We start from the raw sequence: 21772 nt of genomic DNA on the forward strand, positions 1-21772 counted from the left end.
AGAGATCGCGGTAGCTCAAAGTAGTCCTTGACGCTTGTTGCCAAAATTGTTAACAATTTAGGCGAAGATCCTGGCTGCAAAGGAGCGACATGAGCGAGCATCCGCGTCCGTCCGACCATGCCCGGCTGCTGGTCCGCGGCGCGTACGACGTGCACATCCACGTGGCCCCGGACGTGATGCGCCGGCTGATCGACGACGTCACGCTGGCCGACCGGTTCGCCGCCGAGGGACTGGCCGGGTTCGTGCTGAAGTCCCACTACGTGCCGACCACCGAGCGCGCGGCCGTCGTCCGCCGGGCGCACCCCGGGATCGACGCGGTCGGCGCGATCACGCTGAACGCGTCGGTCGGCGGTCTGAACCCGATCGCCGTCGAGATCGCCGGCCGCGGCGGCGCGAAGGTGGTCTGGCTGCCGACCGTGGACAGCTCGAACCAGCGGCACTGCCAGGCGACCGAGCCCGAGGGCGCCACTCCCCCGATGTGGGCGCAGCTGCAGGACGACCTGCGCGCGGCCGGGATGGCCGCCGAACCCGTCGAGGTCCTCGACCCCGACGGCACGGTCAACCGGCCGATGCGCCAGGTGCTGCGGCTGATCGCGAAGCACGACATGGCGCTGGCCACCGGGCACCTGCACCAGGACGAGTCGATCCGGGTGGTCGACGCCGCCGTCGAGGAGGGGGTCCGGCGGATCGTCATCACGCATCCCGAGTTCACCTCGCAGCGAATCGGCCTGGACCGCCAGCGGGACCTGGCCGCGAAGGGCGCGCTGCTCGAGCGCTGCCTGACCACGCCGTACACCGGCAAGGTCGCCTGGGACCTGTGGTTCGGCAACATCCGCGACGCCGGCCCGGAGAACTCCGTGCTGTCCAGCGACCTGGGCCAGCCCTTCAACCCACCGGTCGAGCACGGTCTCGCGCTCTGCGCGGACAAGCTGCTGGCCGCCGGTTTCAGCGACGACGAGATCCGCACGATGGCCGTCCACAACAGCCGCTGGCTGGTCGGCGCGCCACCGTTGCCGGACGCCCCTTCCCACCACAGGTCCGCCAGTGCGGCGGCCTCCGACCTGACGGCAGGTTCCCGAGGATGAACGAACGAAGGATGCTCGTGGTCGGCGCGCACAGCGCGGACTTCGTCTGGCGCTCGGCGGGCGCGGTCGCCGCGCACACCACGGCCGGAGGTTCGGCGCTGGTCGTCGCGCTCTCGTACGGCGAACGTGGCGAGTCCGGTGAGCTGTGGAAGACCGAGGGCCAGACCGAGGCGAACGTGAAGCGGATCCGGCACGAGGAGGCCACCAAGGCCGCCGCCGCGGTCGGCGCCGACTTCCACGCGCTCGACCTCGGCGACTACCCGCTGGAGGTCGGCCCGGAGGCGAACGACCGGCTGGTCGAGCTGCTCCGCGACTTCGCGCCGCACGTCGTACTGACCCACCCGGACAAGGACCCGTTCAACCCCGATCACCCGGCCGCGCACGCCGCCGTCGCGCGAGCCCGCCTGCTCACGTCGGGCGCCGGCGTCGCCAGCGGTTTCAAGACCGCGCCGCCGACCGAGTTCCTGGCCTTCGAGCCGCACCAGCCGGAGCTGTGCGGGTTCGTCCCCAGCGTCTTCGTGGACATCACGGCCGTCTTCGGCCAGAAGGTCGAGGCGATGCAGCACATGGCCGCTCAGCAGTACCTGCAGGAGTACTACGCGCAGCGCGCCGAGCACCGCGGGAACCACGCCCGCAAGGTGACCGGCAACTCCGCGATCCGCCAGGCCGAGGCGTTCCAGCGCCTGGTCCCGAACGTGGTGGGGGCGCTGTGAGCGTCGACGGCAAGGTCTGTCAGGAGCTGGCCGAGGCCGGAGTGGCCACCGTGTACGAGGCGTACGGGCGGCGCGGGTTGCTCGACGTCGACTGGATCCCGATCGCACCCGGTCGCAGCGCGGCCGGTCCGGCGCGGATCGCGCTGTGCGGGCAGGACGACAACCGCGCGGTGCACGAGGCGATGGCTCACCTGCAGGCCGGGGAGATCCTGGTCGCGACGATGCCCGAGGCGGCGCCGGTCGCGCTCGTCGGCGACCTGCTGGCGACGCAGGCGGTGGCCCGCCAGGCGGCCGGCGTACTGGTTGACGCGTCGGTGCGGGACAGCGCCGACCTGGCGACGTTCGACGTACCGGTGTGGGCGCGCTGGCGGCGGTCGCGGGGCGCGACGAAGAACGAGCGCGGCAGCATCGACGTACCGGTGCCGATCGGCGGCACGGTCATCAACCCGGGCGACATCGTCGTCCTGGACGACGACGGCGCGACCGTGGTCGCGGCAGCTGATGTGGACAGCCTGCTGGTGGCGGTCCGCGAGCGGCTGGCCAAGGAGGACGGGCTGCGCCGGCGCTGGGCCGCCGGTGAGCTGAGCTACGACGCCTACGGACTACGTGCCGAGGACGAGGCGCGGGCATGACCGCCGTACTGCAGGCAGACGGGCTGGGTAAGCAGTTCCAGAAGGACGACGAGGCCGTCGTCGCGCTGCGGGACTTCTCGCTGAGCATCGAGGCGGGCAGCTTCGTCTCCGTGCTCGGTCGCAGCGGCTGCGGCAAGTCGACGATGCTCAACCTGCTGGCCGGACTGACCCGGCCGAGCCAGGGCGGCGTCCGGTACCGCGACAAGCTGCTCGACGGGCCGGACGTCGAGATCGGCTACCTCACGCAGTCCGACACGTTGATGCCGTGGCGCGACGTGCTGCGCAACGTCGAGATGCCGCTGGAGATCCAGGGCGTCCCGGCCGCGAAGCGCAAGCAGGTCGCGAGCGAGCTCGTACGCCGGGTCGGCCTGGCCGGCTTCGAGAAGCACTACCCACGCGAGCTGTCCGGCGGCATGCGGCGCCGAGCCAGCCTCGCCCGGATGCTCGCCGGTTCACCCGAGACGCTGCTGCTCGACGAGCCCTTCGGCGCGCTCGACGCGCAGCTCCGGACCGAGCTGCAGGAGGAGCTGCTCACGCTCTGGCAGGGCAGCGGCCAGACGGTGGTGTTCGTGACGCACGACATCGAGGAGGCGCTGCTGCTCGGCGACCGGGTGATCGTGCTCGGTCGCCTCGGCCGCATCCTGCTCGACCGGCCCGTCGACCTGGACCGACCGCGGCCGGTCGTCGAGGTGCGCGTCGATCCGCGGTTCGTCGCGCTGCACGCCGAGCTGGCCGCGGCGCTGAAGGAGGGGACGCGATGAGCGTCGTACCAGTTGAGGACGTGGGCCACGGCCCGGTCCGGATCGCCGTCCCGCGGACCTGGTGGCAGCGGCACGGCATCACCACGACCGTCTGGCTCGTCCGGGTGGCCATCGTCGTCGCCGTGCTCGTGCTGTGGGAGCTCGCGGCCGACCGGTGGATCGACATCACCTTCATCAGCCGGCCGAGCGACATCGTGCAGCGCCTCGGCGAGTGGAGCGGTGACGGCACGCTCTGGTCGAACTCGTGGATCACGATCCAGGAGATCGTCTACGGCTTCCTGCTCGGCGCTGCGGCCGGTGCGCTGGCCGGGTTCGTGCTCGCCCCGCTGAGCTTCGTGTACCGGGTGCTCGACCCGTTCGTGATGGCGCTGTACTCGATCCCGAAGGTCGCGCTGGCGCCGCTGTTCATCGTCTGGTTCGGCATCGGGATGCACATGAAGGTGCTGCTGGCCGCGGCGACCGTGTTCTTCCTGGTCTTCCTGAACACCGCGGCCGGTGTCCGCGACGTCGACCGCGGCCTGATCGACGCGGTCCGGCTGATGGGCGGCACCCGCTGGGACGTCGCCCGCCGGGTGGTCCTGCCGTCGTCGATGACCGGGGTCCTGACCGGGCTCAAGGTCGCCATCCCGTACGCGCTGATCGGCGCGGTGATCGGTGAGCTGGTCGCGTCGAACCGCGGCCTGGGCTACCTGATCAACGACGCCGCGTCGCAGTTCGACACCGCGGGCGTGTTCGCGACGCTGGTGGTGCTGAGCGTCATCGCCGGCGTGCTGAACGTCCTGGTCGGGCTGGTCGGCAAGCGCGTCAACCGCTGGAAGCCGATCGATGACTGAGCGGCTCGGACGCCGGAGCGTCCTCAAGGGGCTGGCCGCCGTACCGGTCGTGCTGGCTGCGGGCGGCTGCGCCCAACGCCACTCGACCACACCGCCCGGCGTGCTGAACATCGGCCAGATCAGCAACTCGGTCGCGTTCCTGCCGCTGTTCGTCGCCGAGAAGAACGGCTACTTCACCCAGGAGGGCATCACCCTCGGCGACCGGCCGCGGCTGGGCACCGGCGCGAAGGTCGCGGCAGCGCTCAAGTCCGGCAGCGTCGACCTCGGCGCGGGGGTCATCACCGACGCCTTCAACCTGGGCAAGATCGACGAGGGGATGCGGATCGTCTCCAGCCTGGTCACCGAGTACTACGTCGACATCGTGGTGCCGCCGTGGTTCCGCGGCCCGGCCGACTCCGCGCCGATCGAGCAGAAGATCGCCGCGCTGGTCGGCAAGTCGATCGGGATCACCGGACCGGCGAGTGGGACCGAGGCGCTGGTCACCTACCTGTTCCGCAGCATCGGGCGGAACGCGAGCACCGACTCGACGCTGGTGAACCTGGGCAGCGCGACCACGTCGGCGATCGGTGCGCTGAAGTCGCGCCGGGTGGACGCGCTCGCGTTCTTCCAGCCGATCGCGCAGCAGGCGGCCGCGGCCAAGGTCGGCAGCGTGTACATCTCGCCGGCCCGCGGCGACGTCCCGAGTCTGCGCGGCGCGCTGCACGGTGTCGTCTTCAGCACCAAGAAGCTGCTCGACCGCAAGCACGACGAGCTGGCCGGGTTCCAGCGCGCGATGCAGCGGGCGCTCGACGACATCCACGGCGACCCGAAGAAAGCCCGGGCGCTGCTCGGCGCCTACCTCAAGGACAGCAACCCGGCCGCGCTCGACGCACTGGTGCCGATCCTGGCCAAGGAGGTGCCGGCGTCCCCCGCGGTCGAGCGGGGGCCGTACGACATCGCGCTGAAGTTCCACCTGGACAGCGGCCTGATCAAGAAGGGCCCGGAGTACGCGGCAGTCGTGCGAGACCTGCCGCCGATCACCTGATCAGAGGTCGAACGCCGTGGTGGACTCGTCGAACGGGCCCATCACGGTCAGGGCCGGCGTCCCGGCGTACAGCTCGGTGGCCAGCTGGTGCACGTCGTCGAGGGTGACGGCGTCGATCCGGTCCAGGATCTCGTCGACGGTCGGGAGCTCGCCGTAGACGAGCTCGGCCTTCGCGATCCGGGTCATCTTGGCGCCGGTGTCCTCCATGCCCATCACCACCGAGCCGCGCATCTGGCCCTTGCCGCGGAGCAGCTCGTCGGGCGTGATGCCGCCGGCGGCGATCGTCTCCAGCTCGCCCCGGATCACGTCCAGGACCTCGGGCGCCTTCTTCGGCAGGCAGCCGGCGTACACGCCGACCATGCCGGAGTCGGCGTACGCCGAACCGAAGGTGAACACCGAGTACGCCAGGCCGCGCTTCTCGCGGACCTCCTGGAACAGCCGCGACGACATGCCGCCGCCGACGATCCCGTGCAGGACACCGGCGACGTAGCGCCGGTCGTCGTTGCGGACCAGGCCGGGCATGCCGAGCACCAGGTGCGCCTGCTCGACGTCCCGGTGGTGCACCTGCACTCCCCCGTACGTCGGAAGCCGGCGCCCCGACCCCTTGCGCACCGGCGCGGGCTCGGCCTCGCCGGTGACCCAGTGCCGCTCGAACGCCTTGCGGACCAGGCGAACCACGTCCGCGTGCTCCACGTTGCCGGCCACCGAGACGACGATGTTCTCCGGGCGGTAGCGGCGCCGGTACCAGCCGATCACCTGACGGCGGGTCAGCCCGGCCACCGACTCCGGCGTACCGGTGATGGAGCGGCCGAGCGGGGTCGGGCCCCACAGCTGCTCGGCGAACAGGTCGTGGATGTGGTCGGAGGTCTCGTCGGCGTGCATCGCGATCTCCTCGTCGATCACGTCACGCTCGGACTCCACGTCCTCCGGCGTCAGCGTCGCCGAGGTGATCATGTCGCAGATCACGTCGACGGCCAGCGGGAGGTCGGAGTCCAGCACCCGCGCGTAGTAGCAGGTGTACTCCTTGCCGGTGAAGGCGTTCATCTCCCCGCCGACGGCGTCCAGCGACGCGGAGATCTCCAGCGCGTCGCGGCGTTCGGTGCCCTTGAACAGCAGGTGCTCGAGGAAGTGCGTGGCGCCGGACAGCTGCACCGGTTCGTCGCGCGAACCGACCCCGACCCAGACGCCGAAGGTGACCGAGCGGAAGCCCGGTACGGACTGGGAGAGCACGCGGAGCCCGGAGGGCAGGACGGTCCGTTTGACCGGACCGCCCTCCTCCGGGCTCAGCAGCGTGCTGGTGATGGCACGTGTCACTCGGCGGGAGCGACCTCTGCGTCATCGGCCTTCTCGTCGGCCTTGTCGCCGTCCTCGCCCTCGATCACCGGGATCAGCGACAGCTTGCCCCGGTCGTCGATCTCGGCGATCTCGACCTGCAGCTTCTGGCCGACCGAGAGGATGTCCTCGACGGCCTCGACCCGCTTGCCACCGGCCAGCGGCCGCAGCTTCGAGATGTGCAGCAGACCGTCCTTGCCCGGCAGCAGGCTGATGAACGCCCCGAAGTTGGTCGTCTTCACGACCGTGCCCAGGTAGCGCTCGCCCTTCTCCGGCATGGTCGGGTTGGCGATCGCGTTGATCATCGCGCGCGCCGCGTCGGCCGAGGGGCCGTCCGTCGCACCGATGTACACCGTGCCGTCGTCCTCGATGGAGATGTCGGCACCGGTCTCGTCGGTGATCTGGTTGATCATCTTGCCCTTCGGGCCGATGACCTCTCCGATCTTGTCCACCGGGACCTTCACCGAGATGACCCGCGGCGCGAACTCGCTCATCTCACCCGGAGCGTCGATGGCCTTCGACATCACGTCCAGGATGGTCAGGCGGGCTTCCTTGGCCTGGGTCAGCGCACCGGCCAGGACGCTGGCCGGGATGCCGTCCAGCTTGGTGTCCAGCTGCAGGGCGGTGACGAAGTCCTTGGTGCCGGCGACCTTGAAGTCCATGTCGCCGAACGCGTCCTCCGCGCCCAGGATGTCGGTCAGCGCGACGTACTCGGTCTCGCCGTTGACCTCACCGGAGATGAGGCCCATCGCGATGCCCGCGACCGGCGCCTTCAGCGGCACACCGGCCGACAGCAGCGACAGCGTCGAGGCGCAGACCGAACCCATCGAGGTGGAGCCGTTCGAGCCCAGCGCCTCGGAGACCTGACGCAGCGCGTACGGGAAGTCCTCGCGCGACGGCAGCACCGGAACCAGCGCGCGCTCGGCGAGCGCACCGTGGCCGATCTCGCGACGCTTCGGCGAACCGACCCGGCCGGTCTCACCGGTCGAGTACGGCGGGAAGTTGTAGTTGTGCATGTAGCGCTTGCGCGTCTCCGGGGAGAGCGTGTCCAGCTGCTGCTCCATCCGGAGCATGTTCAGCGTGGTGACCCCCATGATCTGGGTCTCGCCGCGCTCGAACAGCGCCGAGCCGTGCACCCGCGGGAGCACCTTGACCTGCGCCTTGAGCGGCCGGATGTCGGCCAGCCCGCGGCCGTCGATCCGGATCTTGTCCTTGAGCACGCGCTGCCGGACCAGCTTCTTGGTCAGCGAGCGGAAGGCCGCGGACAGCTCCTTCTCGCGGCCCTCGAAGTCGGCGGCCAGCTTGTCGACCACGGCGGCCTTGACGGCGTCGGTGGCCTCCTCGCGGTCGTGCTTGCCGGCGATGGTCAGCGCCTGCGACAGCTCGTCGGTGGCGGCGGCCTCGACGGCGGCGAAGGCGTCGTCCTGGTAGTCCGGGAAGACCGGGAACTCACCGGTCGGCTTGGACGCGGCGGCGGCCAGCGCGGCCTGCGCCTCGACCAGGGTCTTGATGAAGCCCTTCGAGGCCTCGAGGCCCTCGGCCACGATCTCCTCGGTCGGCGCCTGCTTGCCGGCGGCAACGGCGTCGAAGGTGCCCGGGGTGGACTCGGCCTCGACCATCATGATCGCGACGTCACCGGAGTCGGTCACCCGGCCGGCCACCACCATGTCGAAGACGGCGTCCTCGAGCTCGGTGTGGGTCGGGAAGGCCACCCACTGCTTGTCGATCAGCGCGACGCGGGTGGCGCCGATCGGGCCCGAGAACGGCAGGCCGGCGATCTGGGTGGACATCGACGCGGCGTTGATCGCCAGCACGTCGTACAGCTTGTCCGGGTTCAGCGCCAGGACGGTGATGACGACCTGGATCTCGTTGCGCAGGCCGGAGACGAACGACGGCCGCAGCGGGCGGTCGATCAGCCGGCAGGTCAGGATGGCTTCCTCGGAGGGGCGACCCTCACGACGGAAGAACGAGCCCGGGATGCGGCCGGCGGCGTACATCCGCTCCTCGACGTCCACCGTCAGCGGGAAGAAGTCGAACTGGTCCTTGGGCTTCTTGCTGGCCGTGGTGGCCGAGAGCACCATCGTGTCGCCGTCGAGGTAGGCGGCGGCCGAGCCGGCGGCCTGCTGGGCCAGGCGGCCCGTCTCGAAGCGGATGGTGCGGGTGCCGAAGCTGCCGTTGTCGATCACGGCTTCGGCGTACTGAGCGCCCTCCATGGGCGCGGTGGTGGATCCCGTCACGGGATACCCCTCTCTCACTCTGAGACGACGTGAGGCGCGGGCTCCGGGGGTGTGCCGGTCTTCGATCGAGGCCCGCGGGGGTTTTCGCTCCCGAAGGCCACTACCGAGGACCGGTCGTCGTCCCGGTACGCGGGTCGCGTCGTCTCGTTGTCGTTTAGCTGTTCAGTTGTGCCGGGCCCGGGTCCCGGGCACGGATACGCGAGAAGCGGCCACCGGAGTGCGGTGGCCGCTTCTCACGACGTCATCGGCGCAGACCGAGCCGCTCGATCAGGGAGCGGTAACGGTTGATGTCCTTCTTCGCCAGGTAGTTCAGCAGCCGGCGGCGCTGACCGACCAGGAGGAGCAGACCACGACGGCTGTGGTGGTCGTGCTTGTGCTCCTTCAGGTGCTCGGTCAGGTCGGCGATGCGGTGCGTGAGCAGCGCGACCTGGACCTCGGGGGAACCGGTGTCGCCCTCGGTCAGGGCGTACTCGCCGATGATCTTCTTCTTCGCCTCAGGATTGGCAGACGACACTATTGATCCTCTCGATGTCCGTTGCGCGGCGCACCGGGGCTTTTGTCACCCGGGCACTCTCGATCCGCGGCCGTTCAGACGGCAGCGCCCAGAGTATCAGCCTGTGGACAACGGGTGCGAATCAGCCCTGCTCCGGGGTGTCACCGCTGAGCAGCTGCCGGGCCTGGTCGACGTCGGTCTTCATCTGGACCAGCAGCGCCTCGATGGTGTCGAAGCGGATCTGCGAGCCGCGCAGCCGGGCCACGAAGTCGACCGCGATCCGGGACCCGTACAGCTCCAGGTCGTCGCGGTCGAGCACGTAGGACTCCACCCGCCGGTCGATCCCGTCGAAGGTCGGGTTGCTGCCGACGCTGATCGCGGCCGGAAAGGGCTGCTCGTACGCCGGGGCGCCGGGCGCCGGCTCGAGCACCCGCAGCCACCCGGCGTACACGCCGTCGAGCGGGATCGCGTAGCCGGCCTCGGCCGGGATGTTCGCCGTCGGGTAGCCGAGCTCGCGGCCGCGCTTGTCGCCCTCGACCACGGTGCCGGTGACGCGCAGCGGGCGGCCGAGCGCGACCGCGGCCTGCTCGACGTCACCGGCCGCGATCAGCCCGCGGATGTACGTCGACGACCACGGCTGCTCGTCGCCGCGCAGCTGCAGCCCCTCGACCTCGAACCCGGCGGTCGCGCCGGCCTCGACCAGGGTGTCGACGTGCCCGGCGGCCTTGTGGCCGAAGCGGAAGTTCTCGCCGACCACCACCGCCTTCACGTGCAGCGTCCCGACCAGGACCCGGTCGATGAATTCCTGCGGCGACCAGTTCGACGTCTCCTTGTCGAACGGCAGGATCAGCACCGCGTCGGCACCCGCGGCGCCGAGCAGCTTGGCCCGCTCCTCGGGGTCGCTGATCGTCGCGGGCGCCTTGTCGGGCCGCAGCACCGCCATCGGGTGCGGGTTGAAGGTCAGGGCGACCACCGGCAGCCCACCGAGCCGCTCGGCCCGCGCTCGCGCGTGCGCCAGCACCTCCTGGTGGCCGCGGTGCACGCCGTCGAAGTTGCCGATGGTGACGACCGACGGACCGTAGTCAGGGCCCACCTCGTCCAAACCGTGCCAGACACGCATAGGCGCAAGGATTCCACGAATCCCCGCGGGCCGTTGCACCAGGTCCCCGGTCACCCCTTGTAATCGCCCCGTCACTCAACTTACTGTGGGCCGCACTGCCCCTTCCCCGGAAGCAGAGTCCCGGAGGTCATGTGAAGCATTTCCGTGCAGTCGCCGCGTTCACCGCGCTGGCCACCCTCGGCGCGCTGTCCGTCACCGGACCCGCCGAGGCCGCCGCACCGGACCGGCCGCCGGCCCCGCCGAAGGCGGCGTACACCAAGTACGTCGCGCTCGGTGACTCCTACACCTCCGCTCCCCTGGTCCCGCTGCCGGAGCTGCTCTCGCTGGGCTGCCTGCGCTCGACCAGCAACTACCCGAAGCTGCTCGCCGGGATGCTGCACATCTGGAACGTCACCGACGTCAGCTGCGGCGGCGCCGACACCACCAACATGACCCAGTCGCAGAGCACCCCGCTCGGCGTCGCGGCCCCGCAGTTCAACGCGCTGACCAAGGACACCGACCTGGTCACGCTCGGGATCGGCGGCAACGACTTCGGCGTCTTCGGCCGGATCATCGACACCTGCCCGAAGTTGCGCGACAGCGACAGCAAGGGCGCGCCCTGCAAGGCCCACTTCACCGTCGACGGCGTCGACACCCTGAAGGCCGACATCGCCAAGACCCAGGGCCGGATCACCGAGGTCGCCAAGGCGATCAAGGTGAAGTCACCGAAGGCCACCGTGGTACTGATCGGGTACCCGAAGATCGCGCCGGAGAAGGGCACCTGCCCCGACATCCTGCCGTTCGCCGACGGCGACTACGGCTACCTGTACGCGATCGAGCAGGAGCTGAACAAGGCGGTCGCGAACGCGGCCAAGGCGGCCGGCGCGCAGTACCTGGACACCTTCGGGCCGTCCACCGGGCACGACGCCTGCGCTCCCGACGGCCAGGCCTGGATCCAGGGCAAGGACGTGAACCTGCTCCGCGCCTTCAACTACCACCCGCGGTTCGAGGGTCAGGCCGGCGTCGCGTCGCTGACCTACAAGAAGCTGTCCGGCGCACCGGAGACGGTGAGCGCGGACGAACAGGCCGGGTTCGCGCGGCAGGCGCGCGAGCTGAGCAGCAAGGCCGCGAAGACCAGCCTGCCGGAGGGCTACCAGGCCCACCTGAACCGCCTACGGACCGGCGCGCAACGCTGACCCTTTCCAATCCGTACGGCGGACGCCGGGCCGGCTCACTTCACGCGTGAGCCGGCCCGGCGCTTTGTTTCAGCCCAACGCGTTGGCGAGATCGGTCAACGCGGCACCCAGCGGCAGATCGATCCGGTGGGTGGCCAGCGGGTCTCCCCGGGTGATGCCGTGGTTCACGATCAGCACCGGCTTGCCCGCCTTGGCGGCGTACCGGACGAAGCGGAAGCCCGACATCACGGTCAACGACGAGCCGAGCACCAGCATCGACTCGGCCGCGTCGATCAGCCGGTAGCAGCGGTCGACCCGCGGCTTCGGCACGTTCTCCCCGAAGAACACCACGTCCGGCTTGAGCAGCGCCGATCCGCAGTTGCGGCACGGCACCAGCCGGAACTCGCGGACCGTCTCCTCCGGCAGGTCGACGTCACCGTCGGGGTTGATCCGCAGCGCCTCGCCCTCGAAGTCCGGGTTCGCCGCCCGGAACCGGCGGTCCAGCTCCTCACGCGGGCTGGTGTCGCCGCAGTCCAGGCAGATCACGCGGTCCAGGTTCCCGTGCAGCTCGATCACGTCGCGGGCGCCGGCGGCCTGGTGCAGGCCGTCGACGTTCTGGGTGATCACGCCGCTCACGTACCCGCGCGCCTGCAGGGTGGCGACCGCCTGGTGCCCGGCGTTCGGGTCGGCGCGCGCGATGGTCCGCCAGCCCAGGTGACTGCGCGCCCAGTACCGCTGACGACCCGCTTCGCTGCCGACGAAGTCGCCGTACGTCATCGGGGTGTGCGTCCGCAGGCTCCCGGTCGCTCCCCGGTAGTCGGGGATGCCCGACTCGGTCGAGATCCCCGCGCCGGACAGGACGACGACTCCCCCGGCGGCGACCGCGTCGATCACCGGCGCGAGGTCCGCCGTACCGGGGGCAAGCGCGAGCACCTCAGGACCGGGAGTCCAGCTCAACGTAGGTCGGGAGCGCACACCTCCAGCCTACTGACCGCGTTCGACCCCGAGGGTCGCGATCAGGTCCTCGTGCAGCTCGAACCAGACCGTGTGGCAGGAGTCCTTGCCGCTGCCGTCGACCCAGGAGTGGTCGCGCGGGACCTTGCCGAGCGCCGCCGCGAAGCGCAGGTCGTACCCACCCATCCGATCCAGTACGCCGGACAACCGCTGCACCAGCTCGTCGAGCCGCAGGCTGAGCGCCGTCAGCGCCTTCACCACGCGCGCGTCCCACGCCGGGTCGGTGTGGTCGTTGAACGCCATCGGGTCGTCGTCGGACGGCCGCAGCTGCCACTCCGTACAGGCCTGCTGGAGGCGCGCGTTGAGCGGCAGGAACTCCTGGTAGACCTCGCGCAGCACACTCGCGTCGCCGCGCTCGGCGGCGAGCTGCCGCTCGTTCTCCGCCCGCCCGGCGGGGCTGAGCGACCAGCCACGCGTCCCGGCGAACTCGCTCCACGACACCCAGCCGTACGCCTGGTAGTCCAGCAGCAGCTCGCTGGCCACCGCCTGGTCGAGCAGAAACCGAGCCGCCACGGTCTGGTCGTCGGCCATCCCTTTCAGCCGTACGGCGTGCAGCACCAACAACTCGGGCGAAGAGACGCGGTTCATTCCGTCTCCTCCGCCGGCTTGTCCGTGCGGCTCAGCAGCCGGTCCAGCCGCTGCTGCGACGCCTGCGGCGAGTTCAACCCGAGCGCCTGCGCCATCTGCGCCCACGTCAGCCCCAGCCCCCGTGCCGCGAACAGCAGCCCGGTCTCCAGCTGATCGATCTCCGCCCGCGCCGCCGGCAGCAGCTGCAGCGCGGCCAGCGCCGCCTCCTTCTCGTCGCCCTTCCACAGGAAGAACTGGATCAGGTCGACCGCCGACGGCGGAATCGGCGCAGGCTGCCACGGCCGCCGGTCGAGCCCGTCCGCACCCTTGTCGAGCAGCGTCTGCCGGGCCAGCGTCTCCCGCCCGGCCTGCTCGTGATCGTTGCTTTGCACCCCCGAACAGTCCATCATCAACAGATCGTTGTCAACATTCTGTTGAAAGGATGCCCATGCTGAGAGGTACCCCGGGCAGCGCCGGTACGGCGACCGGCCCGGCCCGGATCGTCCACGGCCCCGGCGACTTCCACCGCGTCCGCCGCGGCGACGTGCTGGTCTGCCGCTTCACCGACCCGGCCTGGACCCCGCTGTTCAGCGTTGTCGCCGCGGTGGTCACCGAGGTCGGCGGCCGCCTCTCGCACGCTGCGATCGTCGCCCGCGAGCAGCACATCCCCGCGGTACTCGGCGTCGCCGACGCGACGACCGAGCTCACCGACGGCGAACGAACCACCGTCGACGGCACGGCCGGAACGGTCAGTCGCCCGACGAGCACCGCGACAGTCAGCTAGCCGACCAAGACCACGACAGTCGGCTAGCCGACGAACACGGCGCTGGGCTTGGCCAGCGGCCCCTGCGCGGTGTACAGCGCCAGGAACGTCCCGTCCGGCGCGAACATCGCCGTCTCCCCCGCCGACAGCTTCAACCCGGCCAGCGGCCGCCCGGTCCGGATCGCCGCCTCTTGCTCCGCATCCGCGTCGAACCGCGGGAACGTCTCCGCCGCCACATCAGCGATCGGCAGCAGCGCGAACTGCTCCCCGAGCTCCTCCAGCGTGTGCGCCGCCGTCAGCCCGAACCCACCGACCCGCGTCCGCCGCAGCGCCGTCAGATGTCCGCCGACGCCCAGCAGAGCGCCGAGGTCCCGCGCGAGCGCCCGGATGTAGGTCCCACTGGAGCAGTCCACCGAGATGTCCACCTCGACGCCCTGCCCGCCCCGGCGGACCGCCAGTACGTCGTACCGGCTGATCGTCACGCTGCGCGGTTTGAGCTCGATCTCCTCGCCGGCCCGGACGCGTTCGTACGCGCGCTTGCCGTCGACCTTGATCGCCGACACCTTCGACGGCACCTGCGAGATCTCGCCCCGGAAGGCCGGCAGCTCGGCCTCGATCGCCGCCTCGGTCACCGCCGCGAGCGCCTCGGGCGAGGCCTGCGTGAGCAGCTCGCCCTCGGCGTCGTCGGTCGTGGTGGTGGCGCCGAGCAGCATCGTCGCGTCGTACGACTTGTCGGCGAGCTGCAGGTGACCGAGCAACCGGGTCGCCCGGTTCACCCCGACCACCAGAACGCCGGTGGCCATCGGGTCGAGCGTTCCGGCGTGCCCGACCTTGCGGGTGCCGGCCAGCCGCCGGACCCGGGCGACCACGGTGTGCGAGGTCAGCCCGGCCGGCTTGTCGACGACAACGATGCCGTCGGCAACGATCGGTTCACTCGTCGTCGTCATCGTCCTCGCGGCGCTTGTACGGGTCGGCTTCACCGGCCGGCTTGGCGCCCGCGGCGGCCTTGGCCACCTCGGCGTCGGCCTCGCGGGCCTTGGCCAGCAGTTCCTCGATCTGACCGGCCGTCTCGGGGACGGCGTCCAGGTAGAACGCGACGCTCGGCGCGCGGCGCAGACCGAGCGCCTTGCCGACCTCGCTGCGGATCAGCCCGCGGGCCGACTCCAGCGCGGCCGCCGTCGAGGCCCGCTCCTGCTCGTCGCCGTACACCGTGTAGAAGACGCTGGCCTCGCCGAGGTCGGCGGTCAGCTTGGCGTCCGTCACGGTCACGAAGCCCAGCCGCGGGTCCTTGACCCGGCGCTCGAGCAGTTCCGCGACCAGGACCTGGATCCGGTCGGCCAGCTGCTTCGCCCTTGCTTCACCCATCCGGGCTCACTCCCTCATTCATGCGTAACGTCCGGAGCGGCGACGCGTGGCCGCCGCTCCGGACGTTACTCCGCGAGCCGTCCGCCGGGACCGATGGATCCCGGCGGACCGCTCAGTGTCAGTTGCGCGGCTTCTCGCGCAGCTCGAACGACTCGACGATGTCGCCGATCTTGATGTCGTTGAAGTTGTTCACCGTCAGACCGCACTCGAAGCCCTCGCGGACCTCGGACGCGTCGTCCTTGAACCTCTTCAGCGACGACAGCTCGCCGTTGTCGACGATCACCGCACCGTCGCGGATCAACCGCATCTTGGCGTTGCGGCGAACCAGGCCACTGGTCACCCAGCAACCGGCGATATTTCCGACCTTCGAGGAGCGGAAGATCTCGCGGATCTCCGCCTGGCCGAGCACGACCTCCTCGTAGATCGGCTTCAGCATGCCCTTCAGGGCCGCCTCGATGTCGTCGATCGCGGAGTAGATCACCGAGTAGTACCGGATGTCGACACCCTCGCGCTCGGCCACGTCGCCGGCCTTGCCCGCCGGCCGCACGTTGAAGCCGATGATGACCGCGTTCGAGGCCATCGCCAGGTTGACGTCGTTCTCGTTGATCGCACCGACGCCGCGGTCGATCACCCGGAGGTTGACCTCGTCGTCGATCTCGATCCGGACCAGCGCGTCTTCCAGCGCCTCGACCGAACCGGACACGTCGCCCTTCAGGATGAGCAGCAGCTCCTGCGTCTCGCCCTTCTCCATCGAGGCCATGAAGTCCTCGAGGGTACGACGGGCGCGCCGCTTCGCGTTGGCCGCGGCACGAGCCCGGGCTTCCCGCTTCTCGGCGATCTGGCGAGCCATCCGGTCGTCGTCGACGACCAGGAACTTGTCGCCGGCGCCCGGGACCGCGGTCAGACCGAGGACCAGGACCGGACGCGACGGCGTGGCCTCTTCGACCGGGTCGCCGTGCTCGTCCAGCATCGCCCGGACCCGTCCGTACGCCGGACCCGCGACCATCGAGTCGCCGACCCGCAGCGTTCCGCGCTGCACCAGCACGGTGGCCACCGGACCACGGCCCTTGTCGAGGTTCGCCTCGATCGCGATGCCCTGGGCCGGCATGTTCGGGTTGGCCCGCAGGTCGAGCGCCGCGTCCGCGGTCAGCACGACACTCTCGAGCAGCCCGTCGATGTTGATCCGGGACTTCGCCGAGACGTCGACGAACATCGTGTCGCCGCCGTACTCCTCGGGGACCAGGCCGTACTCGGTCAGCTGACCGCGCACCTTGGTCGGGTCCGCCGCCGGGACGTCGATCTTGTTGACCGCGACCACGATCGGCACACCGGCCGCGCGGGCGTGGTTCAGCGCCTCGATCGTCTGCGGCATCACGCCGTCGTCGGCCGCGACCACCAGGATGACGATGTCGGTGGCCTGCGCACCACGGGCACGCATGGCGGTGAACGCCTCGTGACCCGGGGTGTCGACGAAGGTGATCGCGCGCTGCACGCCGTCGACCTCGGTGGTCACCTGGTAGGCACCGATGTGCTGGGTGATGCCACCGGCTTCCTTGGCGACCACGTTGGCTTCGCGGACCGCGTCCAGCAGCTTGGTCTTACCGTGGTCGACGTGACCCATCACGGTCACCACCGGCGGCCGCTTGACCAGGTCGCCCTCGTCGCCCTCGTTGGTGCCGAAGTCGATGTCGAACGACTGCAGCAGCTCGCGGTCCTCGTCCTCCGGGGACACGATCTGCACGTCGTACTCGAGCTCGGTGCCGAGCAGCTGCAGGGTCTCCTCGTTGACCGACTGGGTCGCGGTCACCATCTCACCGAGGTGGAACAGCACCTGCACCAGCGACGCCGGATCCGCGCCGACCTTCTCGGCGAAGTCCGTCAGCGAGGCACCGCGGGCGAGCTTGACGACCTCGCCGTTACCGTGCCGGACGCGAACGCCGCCGACGGCCGGAGCCTGCATGTTGTCGAACTCCTGGCGCTTCGCGCGCTTGGACTTGCGACCACGACGGGCCGGACCGCCCGGACGCCCGAAGGCACCCTGCGTCCCGCCCCGGCCCCGGTTGCCCGGGCCCGGACGACCGCCGCCACCACCGGGGGGACCGCTCGGGCCACCACCGGGACGGAAACCGCCGCCACCGCCACCGCCGCCACCGCGCGGACCGGCACCCGGTCCACCCGGGCCGCCGCCACCGGGGCGGCCACGGCCACCGCCGCCGCCACCCGCCGGAGCGGACGGGCGACCGGTGAACGTTCCGGCCGAGGACTTCGGCATCATCGCCGGGTTCGGGCGAGGAGCACCCGGTACGCCGCCCGGACGCGGGCGGTCGTTACCGCCGCTACGGGCCTGCGGCGGGCGCGGGGGCATACCGGCCGGGCTCGCGCCCGCCGGTGCCTGCGAACCGCCACCGCCCTGACCCGGACGGGCGCCACCGCGCTGCATGCCCTGGGTCGAGCTGAACGGGTTGTTGCCAGGACGCGGAGCACCCGGACGGGGACCACCGGGGCCACCGGCCGCGGGTCCACCCGGACGCCCGCCACCGGGACGCGGAGCGCCTCCCGGACGGGGGGCACCACCGGGACGCGGCGCGGAGCTCGAGCCCGGACGGTCGGAACCACCCGGACGCGGAGCCGACCCCGGACGCGGACCGGCGCCCGGCGTACCGGGACGCGGAGCCGGACGGGAGTCGTCGCGCGGTGCACGAGCGGCCGGAGCCTCGGCGGCCGACTCCTGGGTCGGCTGCCCGGCAGCCGCCTGACCGGCCGACGGCCGGCTGGTGGCTGCCTGCTCGGTCGCCGCCACCGGCGCTGCGCTCGCGGCCGGAGCCTCGAACGCGGGAGCGGCCGAGCTGCCCCGCCCGGCGTCGCCGGAGTCGTCCCGGCCGGCGGCCGGAGCGCTCTCGGTCCGCGGACCGGGCCGCGGGCCCGGACGAGGACCGGGGCGAGCCGACGTGCCCGGAGCGGGCGCGGCGGCAGCGCTGTCGCCACCCGCACGGGCGGCGGCCGGGGCCGGAGCCTCGGTGACCGGAGCGGCCGGAGCCTGCGCCGCGGGGGCGGAGACCTCGGGAGCCTTCGGTGCGGCCGGGGCGGGCGCGGTGCGCTCAGCCGGTGACTCGGCGGCAGGCGCCTGACGCTCGGCCGGTGCGGCCGGGGCCGGACGGTCGGCCGGAGCAGCCGGTGCGGCCTGCCCGTTGCTGGGCTCCGCCGGGGTGACCGGAGCGGTCGCCTGCGGCGCAGCGGACGTGCTGGCGGCGGCCTTCTTGGCCGCGCGCTTCTTCGGCGGGTTCTTCTCGAACTCCTCCGCCAACCTACGGACTACGGGTGCCTCGATCGTCGAAGACGCCGATCGGACGAACTCTCCCATGTCGTTCAGCCTGGTCAGGACGACCTTGCTGGTAACTCCGAGCTCTTTCGCGAGCTCGTAGACCCGGACCTTTGCCACTACTCTCCCTCTGGTCCGAGCCTGGGGCGCGGACCGTTAGTTGACGTACGTGCTCATCGCATTGCACTCATCGTTCGACACTCATCGAGTGGTCATGAGTCGATGACCCGCCTTCATGCCAAATAACCGATACTTCACAGCTGGTGCCGTGGGCGGCCGGGCGGCCGCACTTGGTGGTGCTCATTTTCTCACTGCTCCCCGACCTGTGCCCGCACGAGGGTCAGGTCAAGCGGTCCCGGGACCCGGAAGGCCCGTGGAAACGCCTTGCGCCGCTCGGCGAGGTCGAGGCACCCGGTCACCGGGTGCAAGTGCGCCCCACGGCCGGGTGCTCGATGCGCGGGGTCCGGGAGGACAAGTCCTCCGGACACCGTCATCCGCAGCAGACCGGTCGGACTGTCCCGCTTCCGGCACCCGATACAGGTGCGCTCCCGAACCTTCTCAGGGCGCGCGTCTGCAGTTCTTGGCACAGTTCCTCAGGGTGTGGTTGCGACTCAGTCGACCGACCGAGAGATCAGTCTACCTTCTCGTCCCCACGAGTCACATCAGTATCCGGCCGGATGTCGATCCGCCACCCGGTCAGGCGGGCGGCCAGACGGGCGTTCTGCCCCTCCTTGCCGATCGCCAGCGACAGCTGGTAGTCCGGTACGACGACCCGCGCGGCGCGTGCGGCGGCGTCCACGACCTCCACCGACGAAACCTGCGCCGGAGAGAGCGCATTCCCGACAAAGGTCGCCGGGTCGTCGCTGTGGTCGATGATGTCGATCTTCTCACCGTGCAGCTCGTGCATGATGTTGCGCACCCGCTGGCCCATCGGGCCGATGCAGGCACCCTTGCCGTTCACCGACGGGTTCAGCGTCCGGACCGCGATCTTGGTCCGGTGGCCGGCCTCGCGGGCGATCGCGGTGATCTCGACGGTGCCGTCGGCGATCTCCGGCACCTCCAGCGCGAACAGCTTCTTGACCAGGTTCGGGTGCGTGCGCGAGACGGTGATCTGCGGGCCCTTGAAGCCCTTGCGGACACCGACCACGTAGACCCGCAGCCGCGAGCCGTGCTCGTACTTCTCCCCCGGCACCTGCTCCGGCGCCGGCAGCACGGCCTCGATCTTGCCCAGGTCGACCATCACCGACCGCGGGTCGCGGCCCTGCTGGACGATACCGGACACGATGTCGCCCTCCTTGCCGGAGAACTCGCCGTAGCGCACCTCGTCCTCGGCGTCGCGCAGCCGCTGCAGGATCACCTGCTTGGCGGTGGTGGCCGCGATCCGGCCGAAGTCGGCCGGGGTGTCGTCGTACTCGCGGACCAGGTTGCCCTCGTCGTCGACCTCCCGGGCCAGCACGCTGACGTGCCCGGTCTTGCGGTCCAGCTCGGCGCGCGCGTGCTGCTGGGCGCCCTCGGTCCGGTGGTACGCGACCAGCAGGGCCTGCTCGATCGCCTCCACCACGACGTCGAAGGCGATGTCCTTCTCCCGCTCCAGCGAGCGCAGGACGGCCATGTCGATGTCCATCAGTTCTCCTCCACCGTGCCGTCAGCAGCGCCGGCGTCTTCGTCTTCGTGGTCTTCCAGGGCTACTTCTTCGTCTTTGCCGGCCGGCCGGTTGAACTCGATCTGGACCTTGGCCTTGGCCACGTCGGCGAACGTCACCGTCCGGGTCCGGCCCTTCACGTCCAGCTCGGCGGTCTCCTCGGAGACCGTGCTGACCCGGCCGGTGAACTTGTCGCCGCTGACCAGCGTGACCGCGACCAGCCGGGTGAGGTTGCGCCGCCAGTGCCGCGGCTGCGTGAGCGGCCGGTCGACGCCGGGGCTGGAGACCTCCAGGGTGTACGCGCCGCCGCCGATGATGTCGTCGGCGTCCAGCGCCTTGGAGATCGCGCGGGTGACGTCGGCGACGTCGTCCAGGCTGATCCCGCCGTCGCGGTCGACCAGCACCCGCAGCAGCCGGCGCTTGCCGGCCGGGGTGATCTCGGCGTCCTCCAGGTCGCAGCCGAACTGCGCGACGATCGGCCGGAGGAAGTTCTCGAGGCTCGTGGTGTCCGTGTGGTCGGTCTTTCGGCTCACAGGTAAACCTGCCTCTCTCCAGTTGTGCACCCGTTGTGCCCCGATCCGCAGGGCAGTAGCCAACCTTATCCGGCCCGGGCGGTTGTCCTGACCAACGGCTCGACCGAGCTCACGAGCAGTTAGGGTTTCCGGCATGCCGGAGGCCCCCATCCACCTGTCCCGCCGCGCTGCGCTGCGGACCGTCGCCGCCGTCGCCGGCACTGCCGTGCTGCTGTCCGGCTGCGACGACGACAAGCCCGCCACCGGTACGCCGGACGCCTCGAAGGGCCCGGACGGCGAGGTCCAGCCCCCTGCCCCCAGCACCGACCCGGCGGTCGTGGCCGCTCTGACGGTCGCGGCGACCCAGGTCGAGCAGCTGGCGCTGCGAGTCAGCGCCGCCGGTCAGGCCCTGCCCGCGCTGCGCACTCAGCTGGCCCCCGCGGTCCAGAGCCACGCCGCGCACGTCGCCAAGCTCAAGGAGCTGGGCGACTTCGACCCGCCGCAGCCCGGCAAGCTCCCCGCGCTGCCGAAGACCACGGCCGCCGTGCTGGCCGACCTGGCGGCGCGGGAGCAGCGGCTGTCCGTCGCCCACGCCACCGCGGCCGGCAAGCTGACCGGCGAGGCCGCTCGGGCGATGGCGATGATCGCCGCCTCCGAGAGCCAGCTGGCCGCCGTACTGACTCCCAAGAAGAAGGCGTCCGCGTGACCGAGCTCGAAGCCCTGCAGGCAGCGATCGCCGGGGAGCACGCGGCGCTGTACGGCGTCGGTGTGGCCGGCGGCAAGCTGTCCGGCGCCCGCTTCAGCGCGGCGACCACGCTGCACGAGCGGCACCGGTCCCGGCGCGACCAACTGGCCGAGATGCTGATCGAGAGCGACCAGACCCCGGCCGCGGCCGAGCCGGCGTACGACCTGCCGGGCCCGGTCACCAACGCGGCCACCGCGACCGCCCTCCTGCTCGGCATCGAGCGGCGGCTGGCGGCCGTGTACGGCGACCTGGTCGAGGCCGCCGAGCAGGACCGGACCAGGGTGTTCGCGATCCAGGCGCTGATCGCCACCTCGCGTGAGCAGCTGGCCTGGGGCGGCAAGCCGTCCGCCTTCCCCGGCCAGGCCTGAAAATTCACGTTGTGTGGTCGGCCAACCACACAACGAAATAGATTCAATTTTGTTCTTCAGGTAGTTCGAAGATTCACTGCGTATTCCCCTTTA

General features: G+C 70.8%; 23 protein-coding genes. 10 read left to right on the plus strand and 13 right to left on the minus strand.

All coding sequences use genetic code 11. The features are described from left to right. Window positions 1–89: 89 nt before the first annotated feature. From ACZ6Z4_RS16525 to ACZ6Z4_RS16550, 6 genes are read left to right on the plus strand one after another with little or no spacing between them, the layout of a single operon-like run. A complete protein-coding gene (locus ACZ6Z4_RS16525) occupies window positions 90–1085 on the plus strand; it encodes a DUF6282 family protein (RefSeq protein WP_465564055.1) in 996 nt (331 codons plus the stop codon). After that, entirely contained in the window at window positions 1082–1798 is a 717-nt protein-coding gene (locus ACZ6Z4_RS16530) for a PIG-L deacetylase family protein (protein WP_363670777.1), read from the plus strand. The genes ACZ6Z4_RS16525 and ACZ6Z4_RS16530 overlap by 4 nt, the downstream gene beginning before the upstream one ends. Further along, window positions 1795–2430 (plus strand): RraA family protein, encoded by a 636-nt coding sequence (locus tag ACZ6Z4_RS16535; protein ID WP_465564058.1) that lies wholly within the window; start codon window positions 1795–1797, stop codon window positions 2428–2430. The genes ACZ6Z4_RS16530 and ACZ6Z4_RS16535 overlap by 4 nt, the downstream gene beginning before the upstream one ends. Continuing rightward, window positions 2427–3191 (plus strand): ABC transporter ATP-binding protein, encoded by a 765-nt coding sequence (locus ACZ6Z4_RS16540; protein WP_465564061.1) that lies wholly within the window; start codon window positions 2427–2429, stop codon window positions 3189–3191. The genes ACZ6Z4_RS16535 and ACZ6Z4_RS16540 overlap by 4 nt, the downstream gene beginning before the upstream one ends. Further along, window positions 3188–4024, plus strand: coding sequence for an ABC transporter permease (locus ACZ6Z4_RS16545; protein WP_465564064.1), 837 nt, complete (start codon window positions 3188–3190; stop codon window positions 4022–4024). Before ACZ6Z4_RS16540 ends, ACZ6Z4_RS16545 begins: the two co-directional genes overlap by 4 nt. Further along, window positions 4017–5048 (plus strand): ABC transporter substrate-binding protein, encoded by a 1032-nt coding sequence (locus ACZ6Z4_RS16550; RefSeq protein WP_465564067.1) that lies wholly within the window; start codon window positions 4017–4019, stop codon window positions 5046–5048. Before ACZ6Z4_RS16545 ends, ACZ6Z4_RS16550 begins: the two co-directional genes overlap by 8 nt. Here the strand turns inward: ACZ6Z4_RS16550 and ACZ6Z4_RS16555 are convergent, their stop codons facing one another. The 4 genes from ACZ6Z4_RS16555 to ACZ6Z4_RS16570 form a co-directional block, all read right to left on the minus strand. Beyond that, window positions 5049–6362, minus strand: a complete 1314-nt coding sequence (locus ACZ6Z4_RS16555) for a M16 family metallopeptidase (protein WP_465564070.1) — start codon at window positions 6360–6362, stop codon at window positions 5049–5051. It abuts the gene before it with no gap. Continuing rightward, on the minus strand, window positions 6359–8593 hold the full coding sequence (locus ACZ6Z4_RS16560; RefSeq protein WP_465566741.1) for a polyribonucleotide nucleotidyltransferase: 2235 nt from the start codon (window positions 8591–8593) through the stop codon (window positions 6359–6361). The genes ACZ6Z4_RS16555 and ACZ6Z4_RS16560 overlap by 4 nt, the downstream gene beginning before the upstream one ends. 265 nt (window positions 8594–8858) lie before the next feature. Further along, a complete protein-coding gene (gene rpsO, locus ACZ6Z4_RS16565) occupies window positions 8859–9131 on the minus strand; it encodes a 30S ribosomal protein S15 (RefSeq protein ID WP_012920573.1) in 273 nt (90 codons plus the stop codon). A 121-nt stretch (window positions 9132–9252) separates the two neighbouring features. Then, window positions 9253–10230 carry a bifunctional riboflavin kinase/FAD synthetase gene (locus ACZ6Z4_RS16570; protein ID WP_465564074.1) on the minus strand — a complete coding sequence of 326 codons (978 nt, stop codon included), beginning with the start codon at window positions 10228–10230 and terminating at the stop codon, window positions 9253–9255. A 131-nt stretch (window positions 10231–10361) separates the two neighbouring features. On the opposite strand from ACZ6Z4_RS16570, the gene ACZ6Z4_RS16575 reads away from it, so the two are divergent. Then, the gene (locus ACZ6Z4_RS16575) at window positions 10362–11405 is read left to right on the plus strand and encodes an SGNH/GDSL hydrolase family protein (protein ID WP_465564077.1); all 1044 of its coding nucleotides are present in this window, start codon (window positions 10362–10364) and stop codon (window positions 11403–11405) included. Window positions 11406–11474: 69 nt separating this feature from the next. Here ACZ6Z4_RS16575 and ACZ6Z4_RS16580 read toward each other — a convergent pair whose 3' ends face one another. Genes ACZ6Z4_RS16580 through ACZ6Z4_RS16590 form a run of 3 tightly spaced genes read right to left on the minus strand, consistent with a single transcriptional unit; the run spans window position 11475 to window position 13357 of the window. Further along, the gene (locus ACZ6Z4_RS16580) at window positions 11475–12359 is read right to left on the minus strand and encodes an NAD-dependent protein deacetylase (RefSeq protein WP_465564081.1); all 885 of its coding nucleotides are present in this window, start codon (window positions 12357–12359) and stop codon (window positions 11475–11477) included. 9 nt (window positions 12360–12368) lie between these two features. Continuing rightward, the gene (locus ACZ6Z4_RS16585; protein ID WP_465564084.1) at window positions 12369–12986 is read right to left on the minus strand and encodes a transcriptional regulator; all 618 of its coding nucleotides are present in this window, start codon (window positions 12984–12986) and stop codon (window positions 12369–12371) included. Further along, on the minus strand, window positions 12983–13357 hold the full coding sequence (locus ACZ6Z4_RS16590; protein ID WP_465564087.1) for a hypothetical protein: 375 nt from the start codon (window positions 13355–13357) through the stop codon (window positions 12983–12985). Before ACZ6Z4_RS16590 ends, ACZ6Z4_RS16585 begins: the two co-directional genes overlap by 4 nt. 56 nt (window positions 13358–13413) lie before the next feature. Here ACZ6Z4_RS16590 and ACZ6Z4_RS16595 point away from each other — a divergent pair, with 56 nt between their 5' ends. Further along, window positions 13414–13749: a PEP-utilizing enzyme gene (locus ACZ6Z4_RS16595; RefSeq protein ID WP_465564090.1), complete on the plus strand. Its 336-nt coding sequence runs from the start codon at window positions 13414–13416 to the stop codon at window positions 13747–13749. Window positions 13750–13772: 23 nt separating this feature from the next. On the opposite strand, the gene truB is transcribed toward ACZ6Z4_RS16595, so the two are convergent. From truB to rimP, 6 genes are all read right to left on the minus strand, one after another. Next, the gene (gene truB / locus ACZ6Z4_RS16600) at window positions 13773–14675 is read right to left on the minus strand and encodes a tRNA pseudouridine(55) synthase TruB (RefSeq protein ID WP_465564093.1); all 903 of its coding nucleotides are present in this window, start codon (window positions 14673–14675) and stop codon (window positions 13773–13775) included. Continuing rightward, window positions 14659–15093 carry a 30S ribosome-binding factor RbfA gene (rbfA, locus tag ACZ6Z4_RS16605; protein ID WP_363670804.1) on the minus strand — a complete coding sequence of 145 codons (435 nt, stop codon included), beginning with the start codon at window positions 15091–15093 and terminating at the stop codon, window positions 14659–14661. Before rbfA ends, truB begins: the two co-directional genes overlap by 17 nt. 118 nt (window positions 15094–15211) lie before the next feature. Continuing rightward, on the minus strand, window positions 15212–18532 hold the full coding sequence (gene infB / locus ACZ6Z4_RS16610) for a translation initiation factor IF-2 (RefSeq protein WP_465564098.1): 3321 nt from the start codon (window positions 18530–18532) through the stop codon (window positions 15212–15214). A gap of 188 nt (window positions 18533–18720) precedes the next feature. Beyond that, window positions 18721–18999: a YlxR family protein gene (locus ACZ6Z4_RS16615; protein WP_465564101.1), complete on the minus strand. Its 279-nt coding sequence runs from the start codon at window positions 18997–18999 to the stop codon at window positions 18721–18723. Window positions 19000–19043: 44 nt separating this feature from the next. Continuing rightward, window positions 19044–20036, minus strand: a complete 993-nt coding sequence (nusA, locus tag ACZ6Z4_RS16620; RefSeq protein ID WP_465564104.1) for a transcription termination factor NusA — start codon at window positions 20034–20036, stop codon at window positions 19044–19046. After that, window positions 20036–20587 (minus strand): ribosome maturation factor RimP, encoded by a 552-nt coding sequence (rimP, locus tag ACZ6Z4_RS16625; RefSeq protein WP_465564107.1) that lies wholly within the window; start codon window positions 20585–20587, stop codon window positions 20036–20038. Before rimP ends, nusA begins: the two co-directional genes overlap by 1 nt. Window positions 20588–20720: 133 nt before the next feature. On the opposite strand from rimP, the gene ACZ6Z4_RS16630 reads away from it, so the two are divergent. Next, a complete protein-coding gene (locus ACZ6Z4_RS16630) occupies window positions 20721–21272 on the plus strand; it encodes a cell division protein FtsK (RefSeq protein ID WP_465564110.1) in 552 nt (183 codons plus the stop codon). Beyond that, entirely contained in the window at window positions 21269–21679 is a 411-nt protein-coding gene (locus ACZ6Z4_RS16635; protein WP_465564113.1) for a ferritin-like domain-containing protein, read from the plus strand. Before ACZ6Z4_RS16630 ends, ACZ6Z4_RS16635 begins: the two co-directional genes overlap by 4 nt. The last annotated feature ends 93 nt before the right edge of the window (window positions 21680–21772 follow it).

The organism is Kribbella sp. NPDC104740 (genome assembly GCF_055583505.1).